The 24,682-nt window shown below is 71.3% G+C and carries 22 protein-coding genes and 1 tRNA gene; 13 read left to right on the forward strand and 10 right to left on the reverse strand.

Annotated features, from left to right (window positions below):
- Positions 1-251 precede the first annotated feature (251 nt).
- Positions 252-791 carry an Lrp/AsnC family transcriptional regulator gene (locus ACH4K1_RS13125; RefSeq protein WP_398089087.1) on the forward strand — a complete coding sequence of 180 codons (540 nt, stop codon included), beginning with the start codon at positions 252-254 and terminating at the stop codon, positions 789-791.
- Positions 792-893: 102 nt separating this feature from the next.
- Here ACH4K1_RS13125 and ACH4K1_RS13130 read toward each other — a convergent pair whose 3' ends face one another.
- Positions 894-1,490 (reverse strand): TetR/AcrR family transcriptional regulator, encoded by a 597-nt coding sequence (locus tag ACH4K1_RS13130; RefSeq protein ID WP_228993710.1) that lies wholly within the window; start codon positions 1,488-1,490, stop codon positions 894-896.
- Between the two features lie 123 nt (positions 1,491-1,613).
- Here ACH4K1_RS13130 and paaN point away from each other — a divergent pair, with 123 nt between their 5' ends.
- On the forward strand, positions 1,614-3,314 hold the full coding sequence (paaN, locus tag ACH4K1_RS13135) for a phenylacetic acid degradation protein PaaN (protein ID WP_398089089.1): 1,701 nt from the start codon (positions 1,614-1,616) through the stop codon (positions 3,312-3,314).
- Positions 3,315-3,333: 19 nt separating this feature from the next.
- Here the strand turns inward: paaN and ACH4K1_RS13140 are convergent, their stop codons facing one another.
- The 3 genes from ACH4K1_RS13140 to ACH4K1_RS13150 are packed head-to-tail and all read right to left on the reverse strand — an operon-like array spanning position 3,334 to position 6,469.
- Positions 3,334-4,125: a TrmH family RNA methyltransferase gene (locus tag ACH4K1_RS13140; RefSeq protein WP_398089090.1), complete on the reverse strand. Its 792-nt coding sequence runs from the start codon at positions 4,123-4,125 to the stop codon at positions 3,334-3,336.
- On the reverse strand, positions 4,122-5,552 hold the full coding sequence (locus ACH4K1_RS13145; RefSeq protein ID WP_398089092.1) for an HTTM domain-containing protein: 1,431 nt from the start codon (positions 5,550-5,552) through the stop codon (positions 4,122-4,124). Before ACH4K1_RS13145 ends, ACH4K1_RS13140 begins: the two co-directional genes overlap by 4 nt.
- Entirely contained in the window at positions 5,549-6,469 is a 921-nt protein-coding gene (locus ACH4K1_RS13150; protein WP_398089284.1) for a DUF5819 family protein, read from the reverse strand. Before ACH4K1_RS13150 ends, ACH4K1_RS13145 begins: the two co-directional genes overlap by 4 nt.
- Positions 6,470-6,584: 115 nt before the next feature.
- Here ACH4K1_RS13150 and paaA point away from each other — a divergent pair, with 115 nt between their 5' ends.
- The 5 genes from paaA to ACH4K1_RS13175 are packed head-to-tail and all read left to right on the forward strand — an operon-like array spanning position 6,585 to position 10,229.
- Positions 6,585-7,679, forward strand: coding sequence for a 1,2-phenylacetyl-CoA epoxidase subunit PaaA (paaA, locus tag ACH4K1_RS13155; protein ID WP_398089093.1), 1,095 nt, complete (start codon positions 6,585-6,587; stop codon positions 7,677-7,679).
- The gene (gene paaB / locus ACH4K1_RS13160; RefSeq protein ID WP_030115881.1) at positions 7,676-7,966 is read left to right on the forward strand and encodes a 1,2-phenylacetyl-CoA epoxidase subunit PaaB; all 291 of its coding nucleotides are present in this window, start codon (positions 7,676-7,678) and stop codon (positions 7,964-7,966) included. Before paaA ends, paaB begins: the two co-directional genes overlap by 4 nt.
- Complete coding sequence (paaC, locus tag ACH4K1_RS13165) at positions 7,963-8,679, forward strand: 1,2-phenylacetyl-CoA epoxidase subunit PaaC (RefSeq protein WP_398089095.1); 717 nt, start codon at positions 7,963-7,965, stop codon at positions 8,677-8,679. The genes paaB and paaC overlap by 4 nt, the downstream gene beginning before the upstream one ends.
- Positions 8,673-9,170 carry a 1,2-phenylacetyl-CoA epoxidase subunit PaaD gene (paaD, locus tag ACH4K1_RS13170; protein ID WP_398089097.1) on the forward strand — a complete coding sequence of 166 codons (498 nt, stop codon included), beginning with the start codon at positions 8,673-8,675 and terminating at the stop codon, positions 9,168-9,170. The genes paaC and paaD overlap by 7 nt, the downstream gene beginning before the upstream one ends.
- Positions 9,171-10,229, forward strand: a complete 1,059-nt coding sequence (locus ACH4K1_RS13175; protein ID WP_398089098.1) for a 2Fe-2S iron-sulfur cluster-binding protein — start codon at positions 9,171-9,173, stop codon at positions 10,227-10,229.
- Positions 10,230-10,424: 195 nt separating this feature from the next.
- Here the strand turns inward: ACH4K1_RS13175 and ACH4K1_RS13180 are convergent, their stop codons facing one another.
- From ACH4K1_RS13180 to ACH4K1_RS13200, 5 genes are all read right to left on the reverse strand, one after another.
- Positions 10,425-10,769: a rhodanese-like domain-containing protein gene (locus tag ACH4K1_RS13180; protein ID WP_398089100.1), complete on the reverse strand. Its 345-nt coding sequence runs from the start codon at positions 10,767-10,769 to the stop codon at positions 10,425-10,427.
- A gap of 46 nt (positions 10,770-10,815) precedes the next feature.
- Positions 10,816-11,730 carry a hypothetical protein gene (locus ACH4K1_RS13185; RefSeq protein WP_398089101.1) on the reverse strand — a complete coding sequence of 305 codons (915 nt, stop codon included), beginning with the start codon at positions 11,728-11,730 and terminating at the stop codon, positions 10,816-10,818.
- Positions 11,731-12,019: 289 nt separating this feature from the next.
- Positions 12,020-13,453, reverse strand: coding sequence for a DUF2252 domain-containing protein (locus ACH4K1_RS13190; protein ID WP_398089103.1), 1,434 nt, complete (start codon positions 13,451-13,453; stop codon positions 12,020-12,022).
- A 497-nt stretch (positions 13,454-13,950) separates the two neighbouring features.
- The gene (locus ACH4K1_RS13195) at positions 13,951-14,772 is read right to left on the reverse strand and encodes a ScbR family autoregulator-binding transcription factor (RefSeq protein WP_398089105.1); all 822 of its coding nucleotides are present in this window, start codon (positions 14,770-14,772) and stop codon (positions 13,951-13,953) included.
- A 531-nt stretch (positions 14,773-15,303) separates the two neighbouring features.
- A tRNA-Leu gene (locus ACH4K1_RS13200) sits at positions 15,304-15,386 on the reverse strand.
- Between the two features lie 382 nt (positions 15,387-15,768).
- Between ACH4K1_RS13200 and ACH4K1_RS13205 the strand changes: the two genes are divergently transcribed.
- From ACH4K1_RS13205 to pknB, 6 genes are all read left to right on the forward strand, one after another.
- Positions 15,769-16,617: an FhaA domain-containing protein gene (locus ACH4K1_RS13205; protein WP_398089106.1), complete on the forward strand. Its 849-nt coding sequence runs from the start codon at positions 15,769-15,771 to the stop codon at positions 16,615-16,617.
- A 10-nt stretch (positions 16,618-16,627) separates the two neighbouring features.
- On the forward strand, positions 16,628-17,149 hold the full coding sequence (locus ACH4K1_RS13210) for an FHA domain-containing protein (protein ID WP_228993689.1): 522 nt from the start codon (positions 16,628-16,630) through the stop codon (positions 17,147-17,149).
- Positions 17,150-17,284: 135 nt separating this feature from the next.
- Positions 17,285-18,784, forward strand: a complete 1,500-nt coding sequence (locus ACH4K1_RS13215) for a PP2C family protein-serine/threonine phosphatase (protein ID WP_398089285.1) — start codon at positions 17,285-17,287, stop codon at positions 18,782-18,784.
- A gap of 22 nt (positions 18,785-18,806) precedes the next feature.
- A complete protein-coding gene (locus ACH4K1_RS13220) occupies positions 18,807-20,207 on the forward strand; it encodes an FtsW/RodA/SpoVE family cell cycle protein (RefSeq protein WP_398089108.1) in 1,401 nt (466 codons plus the stop codon).
- On the forward strand, positions 20,204-21,661 hold the full coding sequence (locus tag ACH4K1_RS13225) for a peptidoglycan D,D-transpeptidase FtsI family protein (RefSeq protein WP_398089110.1): 1,458 nt from the start codon (positions 20,204-20,206) through the stop codon (positions 21,659-21,661). Before ACH4K1_RS13220 ends, ACH4K1_RS13225 begins: the two co-directional genes overlap by 4 nt.
- Positions 21,662-21,833: 172 nt before the next feature.
- On the forward strand, positions 21,834-23,852 hold the full coding sequence (gene pknB / locus ACH4K1_RS13230; protein WP_398089112.1) for a Stk1 family PASTA domain-containing Ser/Thr kinase: 2,019 nt from the start codon (positions 21,834-21,836) through the stop codon (positions 23,850-23,852).
- Positions 23,853-23,944: 92 nt separating this feature from the next.
- Here pknB and ACH4K1_RS13235 read toward each other — a convergent pair whose 3' ends face one another.
- Positions 23,945-24,670 carry a class E sortase gene (locus tag ACH4K1_RS13235; protein WP_398089113.1) on the reverse strand — a complete coding sequence of 242 codons (726 nt, stop codon included), beginning with the start codon at positions 24,668-24,670 and terminating at the stop codon, positions 23,945-23,947.
- Between the last annotated feature and the right edge of the window lie 12 nt (positions 24,671-24,682).

Genomic DNA, 24,682 nt, shown 5'->3' on the forward strand with positions numbered 1-24,682 from the left:
AGGGGACCGAGGGTGTCGGTCGGGGCGTCGACGGGTGTCGAGCAGGGCGTCGGTGGGTGTCGACCGGGAGCGGGACGTCGAAGAAGGAACGGAACATCGACGAGCGGGCGGGGCACGGGTGTGGTGTGCCTCACCTACCGATTGTTCGGTCGCGGGGTCATTTTGGCTACAGGTGCCGCCAGCCTGTGGACAAACGGTTCTCCACAGCCTGGGATGGCTACAGGTCGTCCACGACAGGGAGGCGCGGGCCGATGGCAGTTGAACAAATGGCCGACCCGGACGAGGAGCCGGGCCGGGCGGCCGAGCCGGCCCCGATCCCGCCCGCGCGCCCGCTGGACGCCGTCGACCGCGACATCCTGCGCGTCCTCCGGACGGACGGCCGCGCTTCGATACGGTCCGTGGCCGAACGGGTCCACGTATCGCGCGCCAACGCCTACGCCCGGATCAACCGCCTCGTCGAGGACGGAGTGATCCGCGGCTTCGGCGCCCGGATCGACCACGAGCGGGCGGGCCAGGGGGCCTCCGCCTACATCACGCTCAAGATCGTGCAGAACACCTGGCGCACGGTGCGCGAGCAGCTCCAGGCCCTGCCCGGAGCCACGCACATCGCCCTGGTCAGCGGCGATTTCGACGTACTGCTGCTGGTGCACACACCGGACAACCGCGCACTGCGCGAGCTGGTCCTCACCCGGATCCAGTCGATCCCCGAGGTGCTTTCGACGCGCACGCTCCTGGTGTTCGAGGAGACGGACCTCGGCCCGCTCCCGGAGCGCCCGGCCGAGCTCGCCTGACCACCCGGCGACCCCGGCCCACCGCGGGTCCGGCCCACCGCGGGTCCGGCCCACCGCGGTCCCGGCTCGCCGCGGGTCCGTCCGCCACCCCGGGGCGGCCGCTCAGCGGCCGTTCGCGCGCATCCCCTCGAAGGCGAGCCGGACGATCGTGTCCGCGAGCTGCTCCTCGCCGGGGAAACCGCCCGGCTGCGGCCGGTACCACTCCACCAGCGAGTTCACCATGCCGAACAGCAGCCGGGTGGCCAGCCGTATGTCCACGTCCGCCCGGAGGTCGCCCTCGGCCACCGCGGCCTGGAGCAACTCCGCGACCCGCTGGTCGAACTCCCGGCGGCGCTCCAGCGCCCAGCGCTCCGTCTTGGTGTTACCGCGCACGCGCAGCAGCAGGGTGACGTAGGGGACTTCGGCCATCAGCACGTCGACCGTCCGGCGCGTGACGTACTCGACCCGCTCGATCGCGCGCCCGCGCTGGGCCCCCGGCTCGTCGAGGACGGCGAAGAGCCCGTCGAGCGCCCGGCTCACGGCCCGGCGCAGCAGCTCCTCCTTGCCCGCCACATGGTGGTAGATGGAGGACTTCGAGATGCCCGCCGCCCGCGAGAGATGCTCCATGGACGTGCCGTCGTAACCGCGCTCGTTGAAGACACGGACGGCGACGGTGAGCAGGGTCTCCGGTGTGTACGTGTCCCGCTTGGCCGTGGTCATGTCCGCGATCCTCCCCCATGAGTTGTCCACAGGTTCCCTGGGGCCCCTTGTCCCGACCGATCGTTCGGTTACTCTAACTCCATCCGTACGTCCCCGCCCGGCTCGATGAGGAGTTGGTCCGCCATGGCCGCCGCGCGCACCCCCCAGCAGCTGTCCGAGACCCACCGGCCCACGCTCGACCGGGCCCTCGAGGTGATCAGCACCCGTGCGTACTGGTCACCGCACCCCGAGCATCCGAAGGCGTACGGGGAGGGCGGCGCCCCGGGCAGCCTCGGGGCGGCCGAGGGCAAGGCCGCCTTCGACGCGCTGCTGGGCTCCCGGTTCGACCTGGGGCAGCCCGGCACCGACGGCTGGGTCGGCGGCGAGGTCTCGCCGTACGGGCCGGAGCTGGGCGTCGAGTACCCGCACGCCGATCCGGACGTCCTGCTTCCGGCGATGAAGGCCGGCATGGGCGCGTGGCGGGCGGCGGGGCCGGAGACCCGGGCCCTGGTCTGTCTGGAGATCCTGTCGCGGATCAGCGCCCGCACCCACGAGCTGGCCCACGCGGTGATGCACACGAGCGGCCAGGCGTTCATGATGGCGTTCCAGGCGGGCGGCCCGCACGCGCAGGACCGGGGCCTGGAGGCCGTGGCGTACGCCTACCGGGAGCAGGTCCGCACCCCGGAGACCGCCGACTGGTCCAAGCCCCAGGGCAAACGCGACCCGCTGACGTTGCACAAGTCGTTCACCGCCTCCGGCCGGGGCGTGGCGCTGGTCATCGGCTGCAACACCTTCCCCACCTGGAACGGCTACCCGGGTCTGTTCGCCTCCCTCGCCACCGGCAACCCGGTGCTGGTCAAGCCGCACCCGCGCGCCGTTCTCCCGCTGGCCCTCACCGTCTCCATCGCCCGCGAGGTGCTGGACGAGGCGGGCTTCGACCCGAACCTGGTCGCGCTGGCCGCCGAGCGCCCCGGTGAGGGCGTCGCCAAGGCCTTGGCGCTCCGGCCCGAGATCCGGATCATCGACTACACCGGCTCGACCTCCTTCGGCGACTGGCTGGAGGAGAACGCCCGCCAGGCCCAGGTCTACACGGAGAAGGCCGGCGTCAACACGATCGTCGTCGACTCCACCGACGACTACCGGGGCATGCTCGCCAACATCGCGTTCTCGCTGTCGCTGTACAGCGGCCAGATGTGCACCACCCCGCAGAACCTGCTGATCCCCCGGGACGGCATCGCCACCGACGACGGAGCCAAGTCCTACGAAGACGTGGTCGCCGACATCGCGGCCGCCGTCACCGGACTGCTCGGCGACGACGCCCGCGCTTCCGCCCTGCTCGGCGCGCTGGTCAACCCGGACGTACGGGCCCGGGTCGAGGCGGCCGGCGAGCTGGGCGAGGTGGCCCTGCCCTCGCGCACGGTCGCCAACGCCGAGTTCCCCGACGCCGTCGTCCGCACGCCGGTGATCGTGAAGCTCGACGGGGCCAAGGGCGACGACGACGCCGCCTACCTCTCCGAGTGCTTCGGCCCGGTCTCCTTCGCCGTCGCCGTCGAGTCGACGTCCGCCGCCCTGGACCTGCTCCGCCGCACGATCCGCGAGAAGGGGGCGATGACGGTCGGCGCCTACACCACCTCCCCCGAGGTGGAGCGCGCGGTCGAGGACGTCTGCCTGGACGAGTCCGCCCAGCTCTCGCTGAACCTGACCGGCGGGGTCTACGTCAACCAGACCGCGGCCTTCTCCGACTTCCACGGTTCGGGGGGCAACCCCGCCGCCAACGCGGCCCTGTGCGACGCGGCCTTCGTCGCCAACCGCTTCCGCGTGGTGGAGGTGCGCCGCCAGGCGTAGGCGGGCGGCGCACGTCGGGTCAGCGGGCGTCCCGGGGATCGGGGACATCGGCGTGGCGCTGGATCCACGCGTGCATCGCGATCGCCGCGGCGGCCCCGGCGTTGATGGACCGGGTCGAACCGAACTGCGCGATCGAGCACACCAGGGAGGCGTGCTCACGCGCCTCCTCGGTGAGGCCCGGCCCCTCCTGCCCGAACAGCAGGACGCAGCGGCGCGGCAGCTCGGTGCGTTCCAGCGGCACCGCGCCGGGGAGGTTGTCGATCCCGATGATCGGCAGCCCCTCGTCGGCCGCCCACGCGGTCAGGTCCGCGGTGTCGGGGTGGTGGCGCACATGCTGGTAGCGGTCGGTGACCATGGCTCCGCGCCGGTTCCAGCGCCGCCGGCCCACGATGTGGATCTCCTTGGCCAGGAAGGCGTTGGCGGTCCGCACCACCGAGCCGATGTTGAAGTCGTGGCCCCAGTTCTCCACGGCCACGTGGAAATCGTGCCGCCGCAGATCGAGGTCGGCGACGATCGCCTCCCGCGTCCAGTAGCGGTACGCGTCGCCGACGTTGCGCCGGTCTCCCTGGGCCAGCAGCTCGGGGTCGTACCGCTCGTCCTCGGGCCAGGGCAGCGGGTGCGGCCCGACGCCGACGGCCGGGCCGTACCCGTCGTCGTATTGGAGGGGCTCCTCCCGGAGGGGGCCCGGGGCGGGGTCCTGGGAGGCTTCCGGAAGGGATTCGTCCTGAACGGGCCCCGCCGGGGGGTTCTCCGCCCGTACGGGGCCCTCCGCTGCCGGGGGATGCTGGGTTCTGCCGGTCTCACTGCTCACCCGACGAGCGTATGGCCCCCGCCGCCGCCCCGGCGCCGGGGCTCCTCCCCGCCCTCGCCCTTCCGTGCCGCTCCGGACACCGCCGGTTCCGCGGAACCGGCCCCGGGGCCGGGCGCCCCGGGCTCCCCTGCCGCCCCGGGGGCGCGCTCCCGACCGGGCAGGCCGGCGAGCAGCCGCCGCCTGCCGTTCGCGACCCGGACGCCCAGCCATACGAGGAAGGCCGTGGGGAGGAACACCGCGTCGGCCGCGATCATCGCCATGGAGAAGAACGGCAGACCGAGCAGCAGGGCGATTCCCAGGTGCTCGCAGATCATCGCGACCAGCAGGACGTTCTTGACGCGCCGGTTGAACAGGGTGAAGGGAAAGGCGACCTGGACGATGACCGTGCCGTACGTCAGCACCATCACCATCAGCCCGCTGGAGCCCAGGAGGTCCGACAGGGCGGGCCACGGGGTGAAGTAGTCGAGGTTGAGCGGGTAGTACAGCGCGGTGCCGTCCTGCCAGCGCGAACCCTGGATCTTGTACCAGCCGGCGGTCGCGTAGATCAGGCAGACCTCGGCCATGATCACGGCGAGCGCGGCGTTGTGCGCGAGGTTGGCCAGTACGTCGAGGAGGGCGCGGGGCTCGCCGTGCGGGTGGTAGCGGTCCGCCGCCCACCAGGCGGCGGCGGAGAGCCAGAGGAGCCACAACAGGGTCGGGAACCACCAGGTGCCACCGAGCCCGCCCATCAGCGTGGCCGGCACCAGGACCCACCCGAGGACCACCCAGAGCACCGGGCCCACGACGTCCCGCGCGGGCGGCAGGCCCGCCGCGGACCGCCGCGCCGCGCACACCGCGCGCCGGGCGTCCAGCGACCAGACCTGGCCGCAGCGGGTCAGCACCAGGTAGATCGCCATGAGGTGGACGACGTTGTCGCCGCCGTCGCCCATGAAGATGCTCCGGTTCTGCACCGAGAGCACGCCGATCATGAAGAGGACGGACATCGCCCGGGTCCGCCACCCGAGCAGCAGCGCCGCGGCGGCCAGCAGGGTGAGGGCGTACACGGCCTCGAACCAGACCGTGCTGTCGGTCCACATGAGGACCGAGAACGCCTCGTTGCCGGCGGTGAGCCGGCGGGCCAGGTCCCAGTGCCACGGGCTGTCGGGGCCGTACAGCTCATGGCGGTTCGGCAGCTCGCGCAGCAGGAAGAAGAGGTAGGTGGCGGCGAAGCCGATCCGGACGACGGCGCTCTGGTAGGGGCCGAGGGCCGAGGCGGTGACGCGCTGGAGAGCACGGGCCGGGCCGCTGCCGGGGTCGCCGAGGCCGCCGGTGCCCCTGGGGCTGCTGGGAACACTTGCGCTGCCGGGGCCACCTGCCCCGTGGGGGCGGGGCTCGGACGGTCCCTGGGGCTCCGGGCTCCGGGGAGACGCGGGCGGGGGGATGGTCACTGGTCCGCCTCCACACCGTGGGTCGCGTTCCCGCTCGCGTCCCGGCTCCGTTCCTTGGCGCTCTCGGGGAGATCGTCGGGGGTCACGGTCCACCAGGGGAGGACACGGTGGACAGGCCGGGTGCTGATCTTCTCCGTGCTCCACGGGGGCGGGGCGACGGAACTGGTGGCGGAGCGGAGCTGGATGCGTTCGATGGTGCCGCCGTAGTCGCGCTCGCTCAGCCGCAGCATCGCGATGCGCCGCACGTAACGCTCGGAAAGCTCCCCGCGCAGGCCGTTGGGGCGGTTGTCGCTGTCATGGGAGTTGACGTAGAAGTCCCAGCCCCGGCGGAGTTCGTTCTGGTCCACATGGCTGGGGAAGAAGTTGCCGCGCACCCCTTTGCCGTCCTCATGCGTCAGGTTCATCCACCGTGTGGTGTGGCGGCCGTCCTCCCCCACCACCTCCGCGCGCACGTGGACGGCGATGTTCTGCTGGAGCGGGTTGGGCGCGAAGAGCTTCCAGTTCTGCTCGAACTCCGGATAGATCCAGCGGTCGACCGACTTCCCGTGCTGCTTGGTCAGCGTGTTGGACGGGGCGACGTGCAGGAACACCATGGCCACCTGGGTGCAGGCGAGCAGCCCGATCAGCGAGAGCGCCAGGGCCGCGACCACCTGGTACGGGAAGGAGAGCCCGGCTATGCCGCGGCCGGCGACGGAGGGGCCCGTCGACGCGGGCGTCCCGGACGGCGCGGGCGGTGCGGGCGTCCCGGACGGCGCGGGCGGCGCGGGGGGCGCAACCGGCGCGGAGGGCGCGGGGGGTGCCGACGTCGGCGGCGGTATGGCCTCGGGAGCGTCCTGTGCTTCCGCCGACCGGTTCACCGCCTGCGGCCAGGCGTCCTTCCCCCCGTCCGCGGAACTCCTGCCGTGGTCCGAATCCATCCCGCCCCGATCACCGTCGATCACCACTCAGTTATCCACAGGGTTGACACCCTACGGGCCTCCGACCCACCATTGAAGTCAAGGAACCGAACGATCGGTCGGTAGGGAGCCCGGGATGGCGGCAGTGACTGCGGACCAGAAGACGCAGAAGACGTTCGGCACGGCGGGGACGACGGACGCGGACCGCGTCGCGGCCTTCGACGCGACCGTGGCGGCGGACGAGCGGATCGAGCCGCGCGACTGGATGCCGGACGCCTACCGGGCGACGCTGATCCGTCAGATGGCCCAGCACGCCCACTCCGAGATCATCGGCATGCAGCCCGAGGCCAACTGGATCACCCGGGCGCCCTCGCTGCGCCGCAAGGCGATCCTCATGGCCAAGGTGCAGGACGAGGCCGGTCACGGCATGTACCTCTACAGCGCGGCCGAGACCCTGGGCGCCAGCCGCGACGAGTTGCTCGACAAGCTCCACGCGGGCCGCCAGCGCTACTCCTCGATCTTCAACTACCCCACGCTGACCTGGGCCGACGTCGGCGCGATCGGCTGGCTGGTGGACGGGGCGGCGATCACCAACCAGGTGCCGCTCTGCCGCTGCTCCTACGGCCCCTACGCCCGCGCGATGGTCCGCATCTGCAAGGAGGAGTCCTTCCACCAGCGCCAGGGGTACGAGCTGCTCCTCGCCCTCAGCCGCGGCACCGAGGCCCAGCACGCCATGGCCCAGGACGCGGTGAACCGCTGGTGGTGGCCCTCTCTGATGATGTTCGGCCCGCCCGACGACGCCTCCTCGCACTCCGAGCAGTCCATGGCCTGGAAGATCAAGCGGCACTCCAACGACGAGTTGCGCCGTCGCTTCGTGGACATCTGCGTGCCCCAGGCCGAGGCGCTGGGCCTGGAGCTCCCCGACCCCGACATCCGCTGGAACGAGGAGCTGGGCCGGCACGACTTCGGCGCGATCGACTGGTCGGAGTTCCAGGAGGTCCTCAAGGGCAACGGCCCCTGCAACGAACAGCGGATCGCCCAGCGGCGCACGGCCCACGAGGAGGGCGCCTGGGTCCGGGAGGCGGCGGCCGCGTACGCCGCCAAACACGCCCCGAAGCCGTCCCCGTCCCCGTCCTCCTCAGCGGCGGCGACGGCATCGGCGGCGGCAGCATCAGACCAGCCATCGGCGCGGACCGGCGCGTCCGCGCGGCACGAGGAGGAGACGGCATGAGCAGCTCGACCGACTGGCCCCTGTGGGAGGTGTTCGTGCGCTCGCGGCGCGGACTGTCCCACACCCATGCGGGCAGCCTGCACGCGCCGGACGCCGAGATGGCCCTGCGCAACGCCCGCGACCTCTACACCCGCCGCTCGGAGGGCGTCTCGATCTGGGTGGTCCCGTCCACCGCGGTCACCGCCTCCTCCCCCGACGAGAAGGACTCCTTCTTCGAGCCGGCCGCCGACAAGCCCTACCGCCACCCGACGTTCTACGAGATCCCGGACGGGGTGAAGCACCTGTGAGCGCCGCACTCGCCCTCGGTGACGACGCGCTGGTGCTCTCGCACCGGCTGGGGGAGTGGGCCGGTCACGCCCCGGTCCTGGAGGAGGAGGTGGCCCTCGCCAACATCGCCCTGGACCTGCTCGGGCAGGCGCGGGTGCTGCTCTCGCTCGTCGGGGACGAGGACGAGCTGGCGTACCTCCGCGAGGAGCGCGCCTTCCGCAACCTCCAGCTGGTCGAACAGCCGAACGGGGACTTCGCCCACACCATCGCCCGCCAGCTCTACTTCTCGGTGTACCAGCACCTGCTGTACGAGCGGCTGGCGGCCGGGGACGGCGAGTTCGCCCCCCTGGCGGCCAAGGCCGTCAAGGAGGTCGCCTACCACCGCGACCACGCCGAGCAGTGGGTCCTCAGGCTCGGGGACGGCACCGAGGAGAGCCACCGCCGGATGCAGGCCGGGCTGGACGCGCTGTGGCGGTTCACCGGAGAGATGTTCCAGCCGGTCGACGAGTTGGACGGCCCGCCCTCCGGCGTCGACCGCGAGGAGCTGCGGAGCAGGTGGCTCGCCGCCGTCACCGACGTCGTCGAGCGCGCCACGCTGGCCCTGCCGACGGGCCCGCAGTCCGGTGGGTGGGCGGCGGGCGCGGGCCGGCAGGGCCTGCACACCGAGCCGTTCGGCCGCATGATCGCCGAGATGCAGCACCTGCACCGAAGCCACCCGGGGGCGTCATGGTGACGGACACCCGGTTGGAGGCGGAGCTGCGCGACCTCGCCGGCTCCGTGCCCGACCCCGAGCTGCCGGTGCTGTCCCTGGCGGAGCTCGGCGTCCTGCGGGACGTCCGGGTGGAAGGGCCGGGCCGCGTGACCGTGCACCTCACCCCGACGTACACCGGCTGCCCGGCGATCGAGGCCATGTCCGCCGACATCGAGCGGGTGCTGCACGACCACGGCGTACCGGAGGTCTCCGTCGTCACGGTCCTGGCGCCGGCCTGGTCGACGGACGACATCAGCGCCGAAGGACGCCGCAAACTCACCGAGTTCGGCATAGCCCCGCCCCGTGCCCACAGCGCCGACGGCGGCCCCGTGCCCCTGACGCTGTCGGTGCGCTGCCCGCACTGCGGCTCCACCGACACCGAGCTGCTCAGCCGGTTCTCCTCCACGGCGTGCAAGGCCCTGCGGCGCTGCGTCGCCTGCCGTGAACCGTTCGACCACTTCAAGGAGTTGTAGATGTTCCATCCGCTCCGGGTCAGCGCGATCGAACGGATCACGGACGACGCGGTGGCCGTGACCCTCGCCGTGCCGGCCGAGTTGCGCGAGACCTTCCGCCACACCCCCGGCCAGCACCTGAACGTGCGCTACACCGTGGACGGCCGGGAGGTCCGCCGTTCGTACTCGATCTGCGCTCCGGCCGTCGAGCCGCCCGGCGAGCCGGTGCTGCGCGTGGGCATCCGCATGGTCGAGGGCGGCGCCTTCTCCACGTACGCGCTGAAGGAGCTGGCCGTCGGGGACCTGGTGGAGGCCATGCCGCCGATGGGCCGGTTCGTCCTGAGGCCGCGCCCGGGGCTGTTCGCCGCGGTGGTCGGGGGCAGCGGCATCACCCCGGTGCTGTCCATGGCGGCCACCCTGCTCAACCGGGAGCCCACGGCCCGGTTCTGTCTGGTTCGCGGTGACCGTACGGCGGCCTCGACGATGTTCCTGGAGGAGGTGGCCGACCTCAAGGACCGGTATCCGGGCCGCTTCCAGCTGGTCACCGCGCTCTCCCGGGAGGAGCAGTCGGCCGGCCTCCCCTCCGGGCGGCTGGACGCCGAACGGCTCACCGGCCTGCTCCCCGCCGTCCTGCCGGTCCCCGAGGTGGACGGCTGGTTCCTGTGCGGGCCGCTCGGCCTCGTACGGGGCGCCGAGAAAGCGCTGCGGGCGCTCGGCGTCGACCGCTCCCGGGTCCACCAGGAGATCTTCCACGTCGACGAGGCCCCTCCCGCCACGACGGCGGCCAGGGTCGCGGCGCCTTCCGACTCCGTGCTGACGGCCACCCTCCACGGCCGTTCCGGCAGCTGGCCCGTCCAGGACGCCGAACCCCTGCTGGAGACGGTGCTGCGGAGCCGCGCGGACGCTCCGTACGCCTGCAAGGGCGGAGTGTGCGGGACCTGCCGGGCCTTCCTCGTCACCGGCGAGGTCCGGATGGACCGCAACTTCGCGCTGGAGCCGGAGGAGACCGAGGCGGGCTTCGTGCTGGCCTGCCAGTCGCATCCGCTCACCCCGGAGGTGGAGTTGGACTTCGACCGCTGAGACCGCCCCGCCCTCACCCCGGAGACCGTCGCGGAGGACATCGCCGGGGGCCCGGGGCGGGTCGGTGCGCAGAGCCTCGCGGCGGAGTGGCTGCCGCGGGACCGCGCGGGCGGGCTGGTCGAGACCGCGGGCGGCGGGGACGGGCTGGTCGAGGCTGCGGGCGGGCGGGTCGAGGCTGCGGGCGGCGGGGCGGGCTCAGAGGACGAAGGCGGGCGACCCGTCGTCCGTGGTCATCGGGCGTCCGGCGCCGTCCCACGCCTGCATGCCGCCGTCGATGTTCACCGCGTCGACCCCCTGCTGCACCAGGTACTGGGTGACCTGGGCCGACCGGCCGCCGACCCGGCACATCACGTACACGCGCCGACCGTCCTCGGCGGCCTCGGTCAGCTCGCCGAAGCGGCCCACGAAGTCGCTCATCGGAATGTGCAGCGCGCCCTCGACGTGGCCGGCCGCCCACTCGTCGTTCTCACGGACGTCCAGGACGAAACCGTCCGACGGCACCTCCGCGGCGGCGACCGAGGGCAGCGGGGCGAAATTCATGGGTCATGCCTTCTCTCGTACGTACACGGCAGGGTCACCGGGAACGCTACTGCACCATCTCCGCGAGCTCGGTCTCGCGACGGGACACCTCGCCCAGCAGCTGTTCCGCGATGTCCTCCAACAGCTGGTCGGGGTCGTCCGGGGCCATCCGCAGCATCGAGCCGATGGGCCCCTCCTCCAGCTCCTTGGCGAGCACGGTCAGCAGCTCCTTGCGCCGGGTGAGCCACTCCAGCCGGGCGTAGAGCTCCTCGCTCTCGCTCAACGGGGCCGGGGGCCGCACCGGGCCCGCCGCCCACTCCTCGACGAGTTCCTTGAGCAGTTCGACGTCGCCTCGGCCGTAGGCGGCGTTGACCCGGGCGATGAACTCGTCCCGGCGCTGCCGCTCCGTCTCGTCCTGGGCGAGGTCCGGGTGCGCCTTGCGGGCCAGCTCCCGGTAGAGCCTGCGGGCCTCCTCGCTCGGCCGGACCCGCTTCGGGGGCCGGACCGGCTGCTCGGTGAGCATGGCCGCCGCCTCGGGGGAGAGCCCGTCGCCGTCCATCCAGTCGTGGAACAGCTCGTCGACCCCGGGCATCGGCAGAACCGCCGCCCGCGCCTCGCGCGCCTTGCGCTCGTCCTCCGGGTCCTGGGTACGGGCCGCCCGCGCCTCCGCGATCAGCGCGTCCAACTCGTCGAGGCGGGCGTACATCGGACCGAGCCTCTGGTGGTGCAGTCGGGAGAAGTTCTCGACCTCCACCCGGAAGGTCTCCACCGCGATCTCGAACTCGATCAACGCCTGCTCCGCAGCCTGCACCGCCTTGGCCAGCCGTGCCTCCGGGCGTGGAGCGGCGTCCTCAAGCCCGCCGGGCCCCCCGGGGCCGTCGTGCTGCGCTTCCGGCACGGGCTGCGGCGCGTCCGGCCGCACGCTGTCCTGCCGGTCTTCATCGTTCCGGGTGGTCGGCACCCCGGCGGCTTCGTCGGTCACCCGTCCAGCGTATGGCCCCGGCGGGGCGCCGCTCCACACCCGGTGGGGCCCACCGCCACAGCCCCGGGCGCCCCGCCCCCGGAACCCGCCGCCTCACCGGCCGTGCCGCCCGGCCCGCTCCTCCGGGCCCCCGCGCCGGACTCCCGGCCCTCACCTGCCCGCCTCGCGCAACCGTCGTACGCCCCACGAAACCCTCGTACGTCTGCTTCACCGAGCCGTCGTACGCCTCACCGAGCCCTCGTACGTCTGCTTCACCGAGCCGTCGTACGCCTCATGGGCCCGTCACCCGTCATACACCGAACTCGGCGGCCAGCCTGCCCGCCTTGACCGCCCGCACCAGCTCGGCGTGGTCCGCCTCCGTGCGGTCGGCGTACGTCACGGCGAAGGCGGCCACCGCCTCGTCCAGTTCGTCGTTCTTCCCGCAGTAGCCCGCCAGCAGGCGGGGATCCGCGCTGTGCGCGTGCGCCCTGGCGAGCAGCGCGCCGGTCATCCGCCCGTAGTCGTCCACCTGGTCGGCGGGGAGCGCGGCGGGGTCCACGCTGCCCTTGCGGTTCCGGAACTGCCGGACCTGGTACTGCCGGCCGTCGACGTCCGCCCAGCCGAGCAGGATGTCGCTGACGACCTGCATCCGCTTCTGCCCGAGCACCACCCGGCGGCCCTCGTGCGCCGTCTCCGGCACGTCGAAGCCGACCGCCGGCAGATGAGGGGCGAGCACCGAAGGGCGCGCCTCCTTCACCTGGAGTATCAGCGGCTCGCCGCGGTGGTCGAGCAGCAGCACCACGTACGAACGCGTCCCCACGCTGCCGGTGCCGACCACCCGGAACGCCACGTCGTGGATCGCGTAGCGGGCCAGCAGCGGTACCCGGTCCTCGGAGACCGTGGAGAGGTAGCCGCCGAGTCCGGCGGCCACGGCCGCGGCCTCCGCGTCCGGCACCCGGCGCAGCACGGGCCGGGCGTCCACGAAGCGCCGGCTGCCGTCGGGGCACTCCTCGGTGGAGCGAGAGGCGAACCGGGCGCTGGTGTTGTGGCGGGCCTTCTCCGAAACCCGCTCCAAGGTGCCGGCCAGGTCGCGCGCGTCCGTGTACGAGACGAGTTCCTCGTCGGCGATCGCGTTCCAGGCGTCGAGGGCGGGCAGCCGGGCCAGCAGCCGCATCGTGCGCCGGTAGGCCCCTACCGCGTCGTACGCGCCCCGGCGGCACGTGTCCTCGTCGGCCCCGGCGGCCCGGCCCGCCAGCACCAGGGAGGTGGCGAGCCGTTTGAGGTCCCACTCCCACGGACCGAAGACGGTCTCGTCGAAGTCGTTCAGATCGATGGTCAGGCTGCCCCGGGCGTCGCCGTAGAGACCGAAGTTGGCCGCGTGCGCGTCACCGCAGAGCTGGGCGCCCACCCCGGTGACGGGGCTGCCCGTCAGGTCGTGGGCCATCAGACCGGCCGCACCCCGCAGGAAGGCGAACGGGGTGGCCGCCATCCGGCCCACCCGTATCGGCGTCAGGCCCGGCACCCGGCCCCGGTTCGACTCCTCGACCGCCCGCACGGCGTCCGGCCGTCCCGGCGGCAGGGTCAACGAGGCGTGCGAGGACCGCGGTATCCGCTCGCGCAACACCTTGCCCGCGGCCTTGGGGGAGGACCCGGCCCCCCGCCGGGCGAACCCGGGCACGATCGGAATGCGCGGGTCCTCGCCCGTGGTCCGCTGTTCAGGCGTCGTCGCCCCGGTTCCGCTCATGGAGCGTCGCCTCCCACCCTCGTACCGCTTCCGACTGTCCGGCACCCCGGGCGGGCGGCGGCCCCGCCCCTCAGTGACCGAGCAAGACGGTACCGCCGACGGGCCGGAAGCGCCGGGCCCTGTGGACAACCGTGCGACGCCCCCCCGGCCCACCGGGCTCCGTCCGGCCCCGTCCGGCCTGATGCGGTGCTGCGGTGCCGCGCCATCGCGATAACTAAAAGTAAGCGCCTGCAAGCGATGCGAAGTTGTCCAGAATTATGCGGGGAGCGCTCGCGGACCCTCTCGGGCAGGGCGGCCCGCGCTTCCGCGGACAGCCGGGACGCTACGGCCGTACCGTATGATGATCATGATGAATCGGGTGTTTCACGTGAAACATAGCGCTGCCCGAGAAATACCGCACCACAGGAGAAACACAGCTCCGTACAGCTCCGCACCGCACCGCGCGAGAGGCGGCCCATCGGCCGTCGAAGCGCGTCCCGGCTCCGCGCCGAGCCCGGTCAGACAGACCCTCCGGCCGCGACCCCGGCACCCGCCGGCTCCTCATCGTCGTCGGCCTCGTCGGCTCGCGCACCGCGACCGGTTCCGCCGTTCCGCAGCTCCGCACCGCCCGTCCCGGAGCCCGCGTACGAGGAGGAATCGGAGCCCGCCCCCCTGGCCTCCGCAGCGGCCCGGGCCTCCCGCTCCTCCCGCTCCGCCTTCTCTCGCGCCTGAGCGGCCAGATCCACCCGGCCCTCCGGCTTGATGTGGGCGATGACACCGGGATGAGCGATCGAGGGCAGGATGTGGCGCCACATCTCCGCCACCTGCTCCCGCAGATCGGCGCGACCGGAATCGGCCTCCGAGACCAACTGGATACCGGTGAACGAGGCGACGATGATTTTGGCCGACACCATGGGGTCGATCTGCGGAAACACCTCTCCGCGCTCCTGCCCCAGCTCCAGCATCCGGGCGGTCGCGTCGATCCAGTCGCCCCACGGGTGCGGGCCGCCCAGGAAGACGCCCTCGATGGAGAGCCTGGTGCCCGCGCGGGCCATCGCGTTGTGGCGCAGGGCGAAGGCGAACTGCTGGCCGCCGTCCACCAGGGACTGGAGCGGCGACCCCTCCTGCTCGAACTCGACCGTGGAGGTCTGCTCGTCCATGATCGCCTGCGCGATGGCCTCCTTGGAGGCGAAGTGGAAGTACAGGGCCCCCTTGGTGACCTTGGCGCGACGGAGGATCTCCGAGATGGCGGCACGCTCGTAGCCGTAGTCGTCGAAGACACTCGCCGCGGCGTCCACGATCGACCGCCACGTCTGGACCGCGCGAGCCTGCTTCGCCATTTTCTGCCTCCGGGACGTTCTGTGCGCTCGGCCCTTCGCCGCCGAGCCGCCGTCGATCCAACCTCTACGGCCAGCGTATGCAAGCGCGTCGCCGCGCCGGCTCTCGGTCTGTCCGGAAACCGCGCTCGCGGACCCGGAAGGCCCCCACCGCCCGCGGACGACCGCCGCTGCCGCTCCCTCCCACCCGCCTGTCCGTACCCGGCCCGACCGCCGAAAACACGGACACCGCCGCCAAGGACCGAACCCCGGAGGACTCACATCTCCTTCACCGCGATCGTCTCGTTACCCCGCCCTCGCCTTGTTTCACTGCGATCGCCTCGGTTCTCCGCGGTGCCGGACCCGGTACCCGTCGGCCGCCGTGCGGTAACGCGTCCCCGCACGACACCCCGCCCGAACAGCGAAGAGAACAAGGAAACAGAGGAGAACAAGGAAACAAGCGAACAAGCAAAACGCGGAACGGTCGGCACCGTGATCACGATGCCGACCGTTCCGTCGATACTGCAAGGACACCCACTATCGATGTCCCGCTTGTGCGCGAGGGGGGATTTGAACCCCCACGTCCCGAAGGACACTGGCACCTGAAGCCAGCGCGTCTGCCGTTCCGCCACTCGCGCATGAGTGGTGTTTTCAGACTCTCTCACCGTGTGGTGCGAGCGCCTGGCGACATCCGGAAGATTAGCACGCTGGACAGGGTGGATTCACATCCGTTGTTTCACCGACCCCCGGAGGGGAAGCGGGAACCCCGAACCCTTCGGTCGAGAACCCCGTACCCCTCGGACGAGAACCCCCGCCCCGCCGGGTCGGGAACCCCTCACCCTCTCCCCCACTCCTCCTGAGTACGTCCCGGGTGCGGGACACTGGGAGGAGGCCACCTCTACGATCCGTGTGAGGGGTGACACTCATCCACAGCCCAGACAAGGGGAACCAGCCGATTTCCCGACGCGTGGATACGATCAGTAAGCAGTACAGGGACGATGACAACGGAGGAGGTGCCCCGTGGGGGTCATGAAGCGTTTCGAGCAACGCCTCGAGGGGCTGGTCAACGGCACCTTCGCCAAGGTCTTCAAGTCCGAGGTGCAGCCCGTCGAGATCGCCGGCGCGCTCCAGCGCGAGTGCGACAACAACGCGACGATCTGGAACCGCGAGCGGACCGTCGTCCCCAACGACTTCATCGTCGAGCTCAGCACGCCCGACTACGAGCGGCTCAGCCCGTACTCCGGACAGCTGGGCGACGAACTCTCCGGCCTGGTGCGCGACTACGCCAAGCAGCAGCGCTACACCTTCATGGGGCCGATCAAGGTCCACCTGGAGAAGGCCGACGACCTCGACACGGGGCTCTACCGGGTCCGCAGCCGCACCCTGGCGTCGAGCACGTCACAGCAGGAGCCGGCGGGCCACCCCCACCAGCCCCCCGCCGGGCGGCCCGCCGCCCCGGGCGGCTACGGCTACCCCCCGAGCGCCGCCCCGCCGATGCCCGCGGCCCCGCCGCCGGGCTCCGGACGGCCCCCGGCCCCCACGAGCGACCGGCGCCCCCCGGCCGCGCCCGGCCCCATGCCGGACGCCCGGACCCGGCGCTGGATCGAGATCAACGGCACCCGCCATCAGATCTCCCGCCCGACGTTGGTGATGGGACGATCCACCGACGCCGACGTGCGGATCGACGACCCCGGCGTATCGCGCCGGCACTGTGAGATCCGGACCGGAACGCCCTCGACGATCCAGGATCTCGGGTCTACCAACGGCATCGTGGTAGACGGGCAGCACACCACCCGCGCTACGCTCCGCGACGGCTCGCGGATCGTCGTGGGCAGCACCACCATCGTTTACCGGCAAGCCGAAGGGTGAAGCGGGGGCAATGTCAGAGCTGACCCTTACGGTCATGCGGCTAGGTTTCCTGGCTGTTCTGTGGCTGTTCGTCATCGTGGCCGTCCAGGTCATCCGCAGCGACCTGTTCGGAACGCGCGTAACGCAACGCGGCTCACGCCGCGGTGCCGCCGAAACGCGCCCGCAGCAGGGACGCCAACAACAACAACAAGCGGCGCCGCCCCAGCAGCGCCAGCAGTCCGGCCGGCAGCGCCGGGGGGCGCCGACCAAGCTGGTCGTGTCCGAGGGCACGCTCACGGGCACCACGGTCGCGCTCCAGGGCCAGACCATCACCCTGGGCCGGGCCCATGATTCGACGATCGTGCTGGACGACGACTACGCGTCCAGCAGGCATGCCAGGATCTACCCGGACCGTGACGGCCAGTGGATCGTCGAGGATCTCGGGTCCACCAACGGCACGTATCTGGAACGGACCCGGCTCACCACCCCGACACCAGTTCCGCTGGGCGCGCCGATCCGTATCGGCAAGACCGTCATCGAGCTGCGGAAGTAGTACGACAATGAGCGAGCGGAGCGAGCGAGCCGCGGCGGTCCCGACGGTGGACGCTGCCCGGTTCCCGACCGGAGGGTGGGCAGTGTGGCTCGAGACAGGCTGTACCCCGAGGCGGAGTCGACGGGGCAGGCGCGCATGAGTCTGTCGCTGCGCTTCGCCGCGGGGTCGCACAAGGGCATGATCCGGGAGGGCAACGAGGACTCCGGCTACGCCGGTCCCCGCCTCCTCGCCATCGCCGACGGCATGGGCGGCCAGGCGGCCGGGGAGGTCGCCAGCTCCGAGGTGATCTCCACGCTCGTCCCGCTCGACGACGACGTACCGGGATCCGACCTCCTGACCTCGCTCGGCTCCGCCGTGCAGCAGGCCAACGACCAGTTGCGCGTCATGGTCGAGGAGGACCCCCAGCTGGAGGGCATGGGCACCACGCTCACCGCCCTGCTCTGGACCGGCCGGCGCCTCGGCCTGGTGCACGTCGGCGACTCCCGCGCGTACCTGCTGCGCGACGGCGTCCTGACGCAGATCACCCAGGACCACACCTGGGTGCAGCGCCTCGTCGACGAGGGCCGGATCACCGAGGAAGAGGCCACCACCCACCCGCAGCGCTCCCTGCTGATGCGGGCGCTGGGCAGCGGCGACCACGTCGAGCCGGACCTCTCCATTCGTGAGGTCCGCTCCGGCGACCGCTACCTGATCTGCTCGGACGGCCTCTCCGGCGTCGTCTCGCACCAGACGATGGAGGAGACCCTCGCCAGCTACCAGGGCCCTCAGGAGACCATCCAGGAGCTGATCCAGCTCGCCCTGCGCGGCGGCGGCCCCGACAACATCACCTGCATCGTCGCCGACGTCCTGGACGTCGACAACAACGACACCCTGGCCGGCCGGCTCAACGACACCCCGGTCGTCGTCGGCGCGGTCGCGGAGAACCAGGCCCAGCTGGGCGACGGCGGCGCCATGCAGACGCCCGCCGGACGCGCGGCCGGCCTCGGCCGCCCCGTGCCCCCGCCCGCCGGCGGCTTCGGCCCTCCCGGCAGCGGCGACTCCGGGTACGGGGGCATGCCGGAGGGCTCCTACGAGGCCTACACGGACGACGACTTCGTCAAACCGCGCGGCGGCCGCCCGTGGCTCAAGCGCTCCGTCTACATCGTGCTCGCGCTGGCCGTGATCGGCGGCGGGCTCTACGGGGGCTACCGCTGGACGCAGACGCAGTACTACGTCGGCACCCAGGACGAGAACGTCGCCCTCTTCCAGGGCATCAGCCAGGACCTCGCCTGGATCTCGCTCTCGAAGGTCGAGAAGAACCACCCCGAGATCGAGCTCAAGTACCTGCCGCCGTACCAGCGCAAGCAGGTCGAGTCGACGATCGCCGAGGGCAACATCACCGACGCCCGCCAGAAGATCGCCGAGCTCGCCGCCCAGGCCTCCGCCTGCAAGAAGGACGCGCAGCGCCGCGCGGCCGACGCCGAGAACCGGGCCCGCACGGGCGAGGGCGAGGCCGGCGGCACCGCCGGGGCCCCCGCCACCAGGACTTCCGCCACGTCCTCCGCCAAGGGGACCAAGCCGACCACCGCTCCCACTCCCGGCCCCAGCCTCTCGGAGGAAGAGAAGAAGCTGGTCCCGCAGTGCGGTAAGCAGTAAGCCGTAGGGGGCCTTCAGCACCATGAGCGTTGTCACCAACACGACCACCATCGGCGCGATCGACGCACCGAGCCGCCGCAACACCGAGTTGGCACTCGTCGTCTTCGCCGTCGCCATCTCGGTGTTCGCCTACGCCAACGTGGGCCTCGCCCTCAACGGAGAGCTGCCCGCGGGCATGCTCGGCTACGGGGCGGGCCTCGCCCTGCTCGGCGGCGTCGCGCACCTCGTGGTGCGCAGGTTCGCCAAGTACGCCGATCCGCTGCTGCTGCCGCTGGCCACCCTCCTCAACGGCCTGGGCCTGGCGCTGATCTGGCGCCTGGACCAGTCGGAACGGCTGGCGCGGCTCCCCAGCTTCGCGCCCGCCGCCTCGAAGCAGCTGATCTTCTCCGCGCTCGGCGTGGCCCTGTTCGTCGGCGTGCTGCTCCTGCTCAAGGACCACCGCATCCTCCAGCGCTACACCTACATCTCCATGGTGGTGGCGCTCATCCTGCTGATCCTGCCGATGTTCTTCCCCGCCCAGTTCGGCGCGAAGATCTGGATCACCATCCCGGGCATCGGCTCCATCCAGCCCGGTGAGTTCGCCAAGATCGTCATCGCGATCTTCTTCTCCGGCTACCTCATGGTGAAGCGCGACGCCCTGGCCCTCGCCAGCCGCCGCTTCATGGGCATGTACCTGCCCCGCGGCCGGGACCTCGGTCCGATCCTGGCCATCTGGGCGATGTCGATCCTGATCCTCGTCTTCGAGACCGACCTCGGCACCTCGCTCCTCTTCTTCGGCATGTTCGTGGTCATGCTCTACGTGGCGACCGAGCGCACCAGCTGGATCGTCTTCGGCCTCACCATGTCGGCCGTGGGCGCGGTCGGCGTGGCCTCCTTCGAGCCGCACGTGCAGGACCGCGTCACCGCCTGGCTCGACCCCTTCGCGGGCTGGGGAACGCACGCGGCCAGTGAGCAGATGGCCCAGGTGCTGATGGCCTTCGGCTCCGGCGGCACGCTCGGCACCGGCCTCGGCCAGGGCAACTCCGACCTCATCCTCTTCGCCGCCAACACCGACTTCATCCTCGCCACCGTGGGCGAGGAGCTCGGGCTCGCCGGCGTGATGGCGTTCCTCCTGCTGTACGGGCTGATCGTCGAACGCGGCGTGCGCACCGCGCTGGCCGCCCGCGACCCGTTCGGCAAGCTGCTGGCCATCGGCCTCTCCGGCGCCTTCGCCATCCAGGTCTTCGTCGTCGCCGGCGGCGTCATGGGGCTCATCCCGCTCACCGGTATGACGATGCCGTTCCTGGCCGCCGGCGGTTCGTCCGTCATCGCCAACTGGGCGCTGATCGGCATCCTGATCCGGATCAGCGACACCGCGCGGCGGCCCGCACCGGCCCCCGCCCCCTCGACCGACGCCGAGATGACCCAGGTGGTCCGTCCGTGAACAAGCCGCTGCGCCGGGTCGCGATCTTCTGCGGCCTCCTGATGTTCGCCCTCCTCCTCCGGGACAACTGGATCCAGTACGTCCGGGCCGACGAGCTCACCGGCCGGGAGGAGAACCGCCGCATCCGCATCGAGCGGTACGCCCACGAGCGGGGCGACATCATCGTGGACGGCAAGGCGGTCACCGGCTCCGTCGAGACCGACGGCAGCGACTTCACCTACAAGCGCGTCTGGAAGAACGGGCCCCTGTGGGCCCCCGTCACCGGCTACTCCTCGCAGGCGTTCGACTCCTCGCAGCTGGAGAAGCTGGAGGACGGCATCCTCACCGGCAACGACGACCAGCTGTTCTTCAACCGCACCCTCTCCATGTTCACCGGGGAGAAGAAGCAGGGCGGCAACGTCGTCACCACCCTGAACGGCGACGCCCAGAAGGCCGCCTTCCAGGGGCTCGGCGAGAAGAAGGGCGCCGTCGTCGCCCTCGACCCGAAGACCGGCGCCATCCTGGCCCTGGCGAGCACCCCCTCGTACGACCCCTCCGTGTTCGCGGGCAACTCCGACAAGGACTCCGAGGCCCGGCAGAAGCTGCTGGAGGACAAGGACAAGCCGATGCTCAACCGGGCGTTGCGCGAGACCTACCCCCCGGGCTCCACCTTCAAGGTCGTCACCGCCGCCGCGGCCCTGGAGAACGGCCTCTACGACGACATCGACGCCAAGACGGACTCCCCGCTGCCCTGGACGCTGCCGCACTCCACCACGCAGCTCAGGAACGAGGGGAACATCCCCTGCGAGAACGCCTCGCTGCGGGAGGCCCTGCGGGTGTCGTGCAACACCGTCTTCGGGAAGATGAGCGACGACCTCGGCAACAAGAAGATGATCGAACAGACGGACCGGTTCGGCTTCAACAAGGAAGTCTTCACCCCCGTCCGCGCCGACGCGAGCGTCTACCCCGAGGACAACAAGCCGCAGAACGCCATGGCCGGCATCGGTCAGGCGTCCAACCGCGCCACCCCGCTCCAGATGGCCATGGTGGCCTCCGCAATCGCCAACGACGGCAAGCTGATGCAGCCGTACATGGTCGCCGAGCGCCAGGCGCCCGACCTGGACCCGGTCTACACCCACGAACCCGAGGAACTCAGCCGCGCGCTCTCCGGTGAGAACGCCCAGAAGATCCAGCAGATGATGGAGACCGTCGTCAAGGACGGCACGGGAACCAACGCCCGGATCCCCGGCGTCACAGTGGGCGGCAAGACCGGTACCGCCCAGCACGGTCTGAACAACAGCGAGAAGCCGTACGCCTGGTTCATCTCGTACGCGAAGACCGACGACGGCTCCCCGGTCGCCGTCGCCGTCGTGGTCGAGGACGGCAACGCCAACCGGGACGACATCTCCGGTGGCGGGCTGGCCGCCCCCATCGCGCGCGATGTGATGAAGGCGGTCATCGACAGCGGGAAGTGAGACCCGTCACGGCGGCCGACCGTCATACCGGACATCGGATACCGGTCGGATATCGGGATACCGGGTGCGGGCTGATCACTTCACCCGTGCCCGGTAGCGTATGCGCGAACAGCGCACCGCCGCGGACCACACACGGGTGCGGTCGGGACTGACGGAGAGGGCTGGAACAGTTATGGAAGAGCCGCGTCGCCTCGGCGGCCGGTACGAGCTGGGCTCGGTGCTCGGCCGTGGTGGCATGGCCGAGGTCTACCTCGCCCACGACACCCGGCTCGGCCGCACCGTAGCGGTGAAGACGCTCCGGGTCGACCTGGCCCGCGATCCGTCGTTCCAGGCCCGGTTCCGCCGAGAGGCCCAGTCGGCCGCCTCGCTCAACCACCCCGCGATCGTCGCCGTGTACGACACCGGTGAGGACTACGTCGACGGGGTCTCCATCCCGTACATCGTGATGGAGTACGTCGACGGGTCGACGCTGAGGGAACTGCTGCACTCCGGTCGCAGGCTGCTCCCCGAGCGCACGCTGGAGATGACCGTCGGCATCCTCCAGGCCCTGGAGTACTCGCACCGCGCCCAGATCGTCCACCGCGACATCAAGCCGGCCAACGTCATGCTGACGCGCACCGGCCAGGTCAAGGTCATGGACTTCGGCATCGCCCGCGCCATGGGCGACTCCGGCATGACGATGACGCAGACCGCCGCGGTCATCGGCACCGCCCAGTACCTCTCCCCGGAACAGGCCAAGGGCGAGCAGGTCGACGCCCGTTCCGACCTGTACTCCACGGGCTGCCTGCTGTACGAACTGCTCGCCGTACGGCCCCCGTTCGTCGGGGACTCGCCCGTCGCGGTGGCCTATCAGCACGTCCGGGAGGAGCCGCAGCCGCCGAGCAACTTCGACCCCGAGATCACGCCCGAGATGGACGCGATCGTGCTGAAGGCGCTCACCAAGGACCCGGACTACCGCTACCAGTCCGCCGACGAGATGCGCGCCGACATCGAGGCGTGCCTCGACGGCCAGCCGGTCGCGGCCACGGCGGCGATGGGCGCCGCGGGGTACGGGGGCTACGACGGCTACAACAGCGACCAGCCGACCACCGCCCTGCGCCCGACCGACCCGAACCACGCGCAGACCTCGATGCTGCCCCCGGTCGACCCGGACGACGGCGGCTACGGCTACGACGACCGCGGGGGCCGCCGGCGCCAGCAGAAGAAGAGCAACACCTCGACGATCCTCCTGGTCGTCGCGGGCGTCCTGGTCCTCATCGGCGCCATCCTGATCGGCCGCGTGGTCTTCTCCGAGAACGAGAGCGACAACCAGATCAAGGCCCCGAACCTGGTGGGTTCCACGCTCAAGGAGGCGGAGACGCTCGCGGCGAGAACCGGCGTCACCGTGAAGAAGGGCGCCGAGGAGCCGTGCGAGCAGCAGGAGAAGGGCCAGATCTGCTCGCAGGACCCGTCGCCCGACGCGGTGATGGACAAGGACGGCACCGTCACGGTCGTCGTCTCCTCCGGAGCGCCCACGGTCGAGGTGCCCAACGTCCTGGAGAAGTCCGAGGACGGCGCCCGCGAGGAGCTGGAGAAGAAGGGCTTCACCGTCAACGTCACCACGACGGAGTCCGAGAAGCCCGAGGGAACGGTGGTCAAGCAGGACCCCAAGGGCGGCGCCCAGGCCGACGAGGAGTCCGAGGTCACCATCACCGTGGCCGTCCAGGCCACGCTCGACCTGCCCGACATGCGGACCCGTACGTTCGAGGCGGCGCAGCAGCAGCTTCTGGGCATCGGTTTCACCAACGTCTCGCGGACCGACGTGGAATCGGACAAGCCTGCGGGTGAGGTCATCGAGCAGTCCCCGACCGGCCCCAGCAAGCAGGGCAAGGACGTGCAGATCGTCCTCAAGGTCTCCAAGGGCCCGGCCCAGCCGGAGAAGGTCCAGATCCCCGGCGACATCGCGGGCAAGTCGTACCAGGACGCCAAGGGCCAGCTCGAAGCGCTCGGCTTCGTGGTCCAGCTGGCGCCGAACTCGGTCGACAATCCGAACGCCCGGGTGATCACCAGCAGCCCGGCGCCGACCACGGAGGCCGACAAGGGCAGCACCGTCATGCTGGTGACCATCGAGGGCGGCGGAGGCGGCGGAAACGGCGGGGGCGGCGGAAACGGAGGGGTCGGGGGCCTCTTCGGAGGCATGGGCGACGACTGAACCACCGCCCGCCCCACCCCGTACGGGAAGGGCCCCGGCCACCGTGATGGTGGCCGGGGCCCTTCCCGTGTACGGGAGCGCGTACGCGCCGCTCAGCGCAGTTCGGCCGGCTTCGTGCGGTCCCTGTCGACCTTCTCCGTACGCTCCAGCTCGCCCCAGACGATGTACCGGTACTTCGAGGTGTAGACCGGGGTGCAGGTCGTCAGCGTGATGTACCGGCCGGGCTTCTTGACGCCCGACTCCTCCGGGACCGGGCGGATCACGTCGACGTTGAACTTCGAGGTCTCGGGGAGCGTCTTGTAGACCTTGTAGACGTACCAGGTGTCCTTGGTCTCGAAGACGACCGCGTCGCCCTCGCCGAGCTTGTGGATGTTGTGGAACTTCGCGCCGTGTCCGTCGCGGTGCGCGGCCAGCGTGAAGTTGCCCTCGTCGTCCCAGGGAAGGGCCGACTTCACCGGGTCCGTGTAGTAGCCCGCGATGCCGTTGTTCAGGGTCTCGGGGTCGGTGCCCTTCTTGACCAGCACCTCGCCGTTCTTCATGGCGGGCACGTGCAGGAAGCCGATGCCGTCCTTGGTGTCCAGGGCGCCCGGCCCGCCCGCCCACCGGCTGCGGACCGTGTCGCCCTGCTTGTCGGCCTCGCGGTCGGCGAGCACGTTGGTCCACCACAGGGAGTACGCGACGAACAGCGCGAGCACCAGGCCGGCGGTGATCAGCAGCTCGCCGAAGACGCCGACGGCCGTGGCGACGGGGTGGCGGCGCGGCGGGGGCGGCGGCGCGGACGTGCCGGTCCGCTCGTCGTGCTCGGTCCTCGCTGTCACCGCACCGTCCCT

The sequence above is a fragment of the Streptomyces sp. NPDC017448 genome (genome assembly GCF_044330565.1).
Lineage (GTDB): Bacteria > Actinomycetota > Actinomycetes > Streptomycetales > Streptomycetaceae > Streptomyces.

Coding starts and splice junctions, on each gene's coding strand:
- paaA (WP_398089093.1), top strand. CDS start 6,585: ATGGCGGCAGTGACTGCGGACCAGAAGACGCAGAAGACGTTCGGCACG.
- ACH4K1_RS13130 (WP_228993710.1), bottom strand. CDS start 1,490: ATGACCACGGCCAAGCGGGACACGTACACACCGGAGACCCTGCTCACC.
- ACH4K1_RS13150 (WP_398089284.1), bottom strand. CDS start 6,469: ATGGATTCGGACCACGGCAGGAGTTCCGCGGACGGGGGGAAGGACGCC.
- ACH4K1_RS13195 (WP_398089105.1), bottom strand. CDS start 14,772: ATGGCGAAGCAGGCTCGCGCGGTCCAGACGTGGCGGTCGATCGTGGAC.
- ACH4K1_RS13180 (WP_398089100.1), bottom strand. CDS start 10,769: ATGAATTTCGCCCCGCTGCCCTCGGTCGCCGCCGCGGAGGTGCCGTCG.
- paaB (WP_030115881.1), top strand. CDS start 7,676: ATGAGCAGCTCGACCGACTGGCCCCTGTGGGAGGTGTTCGTGCGCTCG.
- ACH4K1_RS13190 (WP_398089103.1), bottom strand. CDS start 13,453: ATGAGCGGAACCGGGGCGACGACGCCTGAACAGCGGACCACGGGCGAG.
- ACH4K1_RS13210 (WP_228993689.1), top strand. CDS start 16,628: ATGTCAGAGCTGACCCTTACGGTCATGCGGCTAGGTTTCCTGGCTGTT.
- pknB (WP_398089112.1), top strand. CDS start 21,834: ATGGAAGAGCCGCGTCGCCTCGGCGGCCGGTACGAGCTGGGCTCGGTG.
- ACH4K1_RS13215 (WP_398089285.1), top strand. CDS start 17,285: ATGAGTCTGTCGCTGCGCTTCGCCGCGGGGTCGCACAAGGGCATGATC.
- ACH4K1_RS13125 (WP_398089087.1), top strand. CDS start 252: ATGGCAGTTGAACAAATGGCCGACCCGGACGAGGAGCCGGGCCGGGCG.
- ACH4K1_RS13175 (WP_398089098.1), top strand. CDS start 9,171: ATGTTCCATCCGCTCCGGGTCAGCGCGATCGAACGGATCACGGACGAC.
- ACH4K1_RS13220 (WP_398089108.1), top strand. CDS start 18,807: ATGAGCGTTGTCACCAACACGACCACCATCGGCGCGATCGACGCACCG.
- paaN (WP_398089089.1), top strand. CDS start 1,614: ATGGCCGCCGCGCGCACCCCCCAGCAGCTGTCCGAGACCCACCGGCCC.
- paaD (WP_398089097.1), top strand. CDS start 8,673: ATGGTGACGGACACCCGGTTGGAGGCGGAGCTGCGCGACCTCGCCGGC.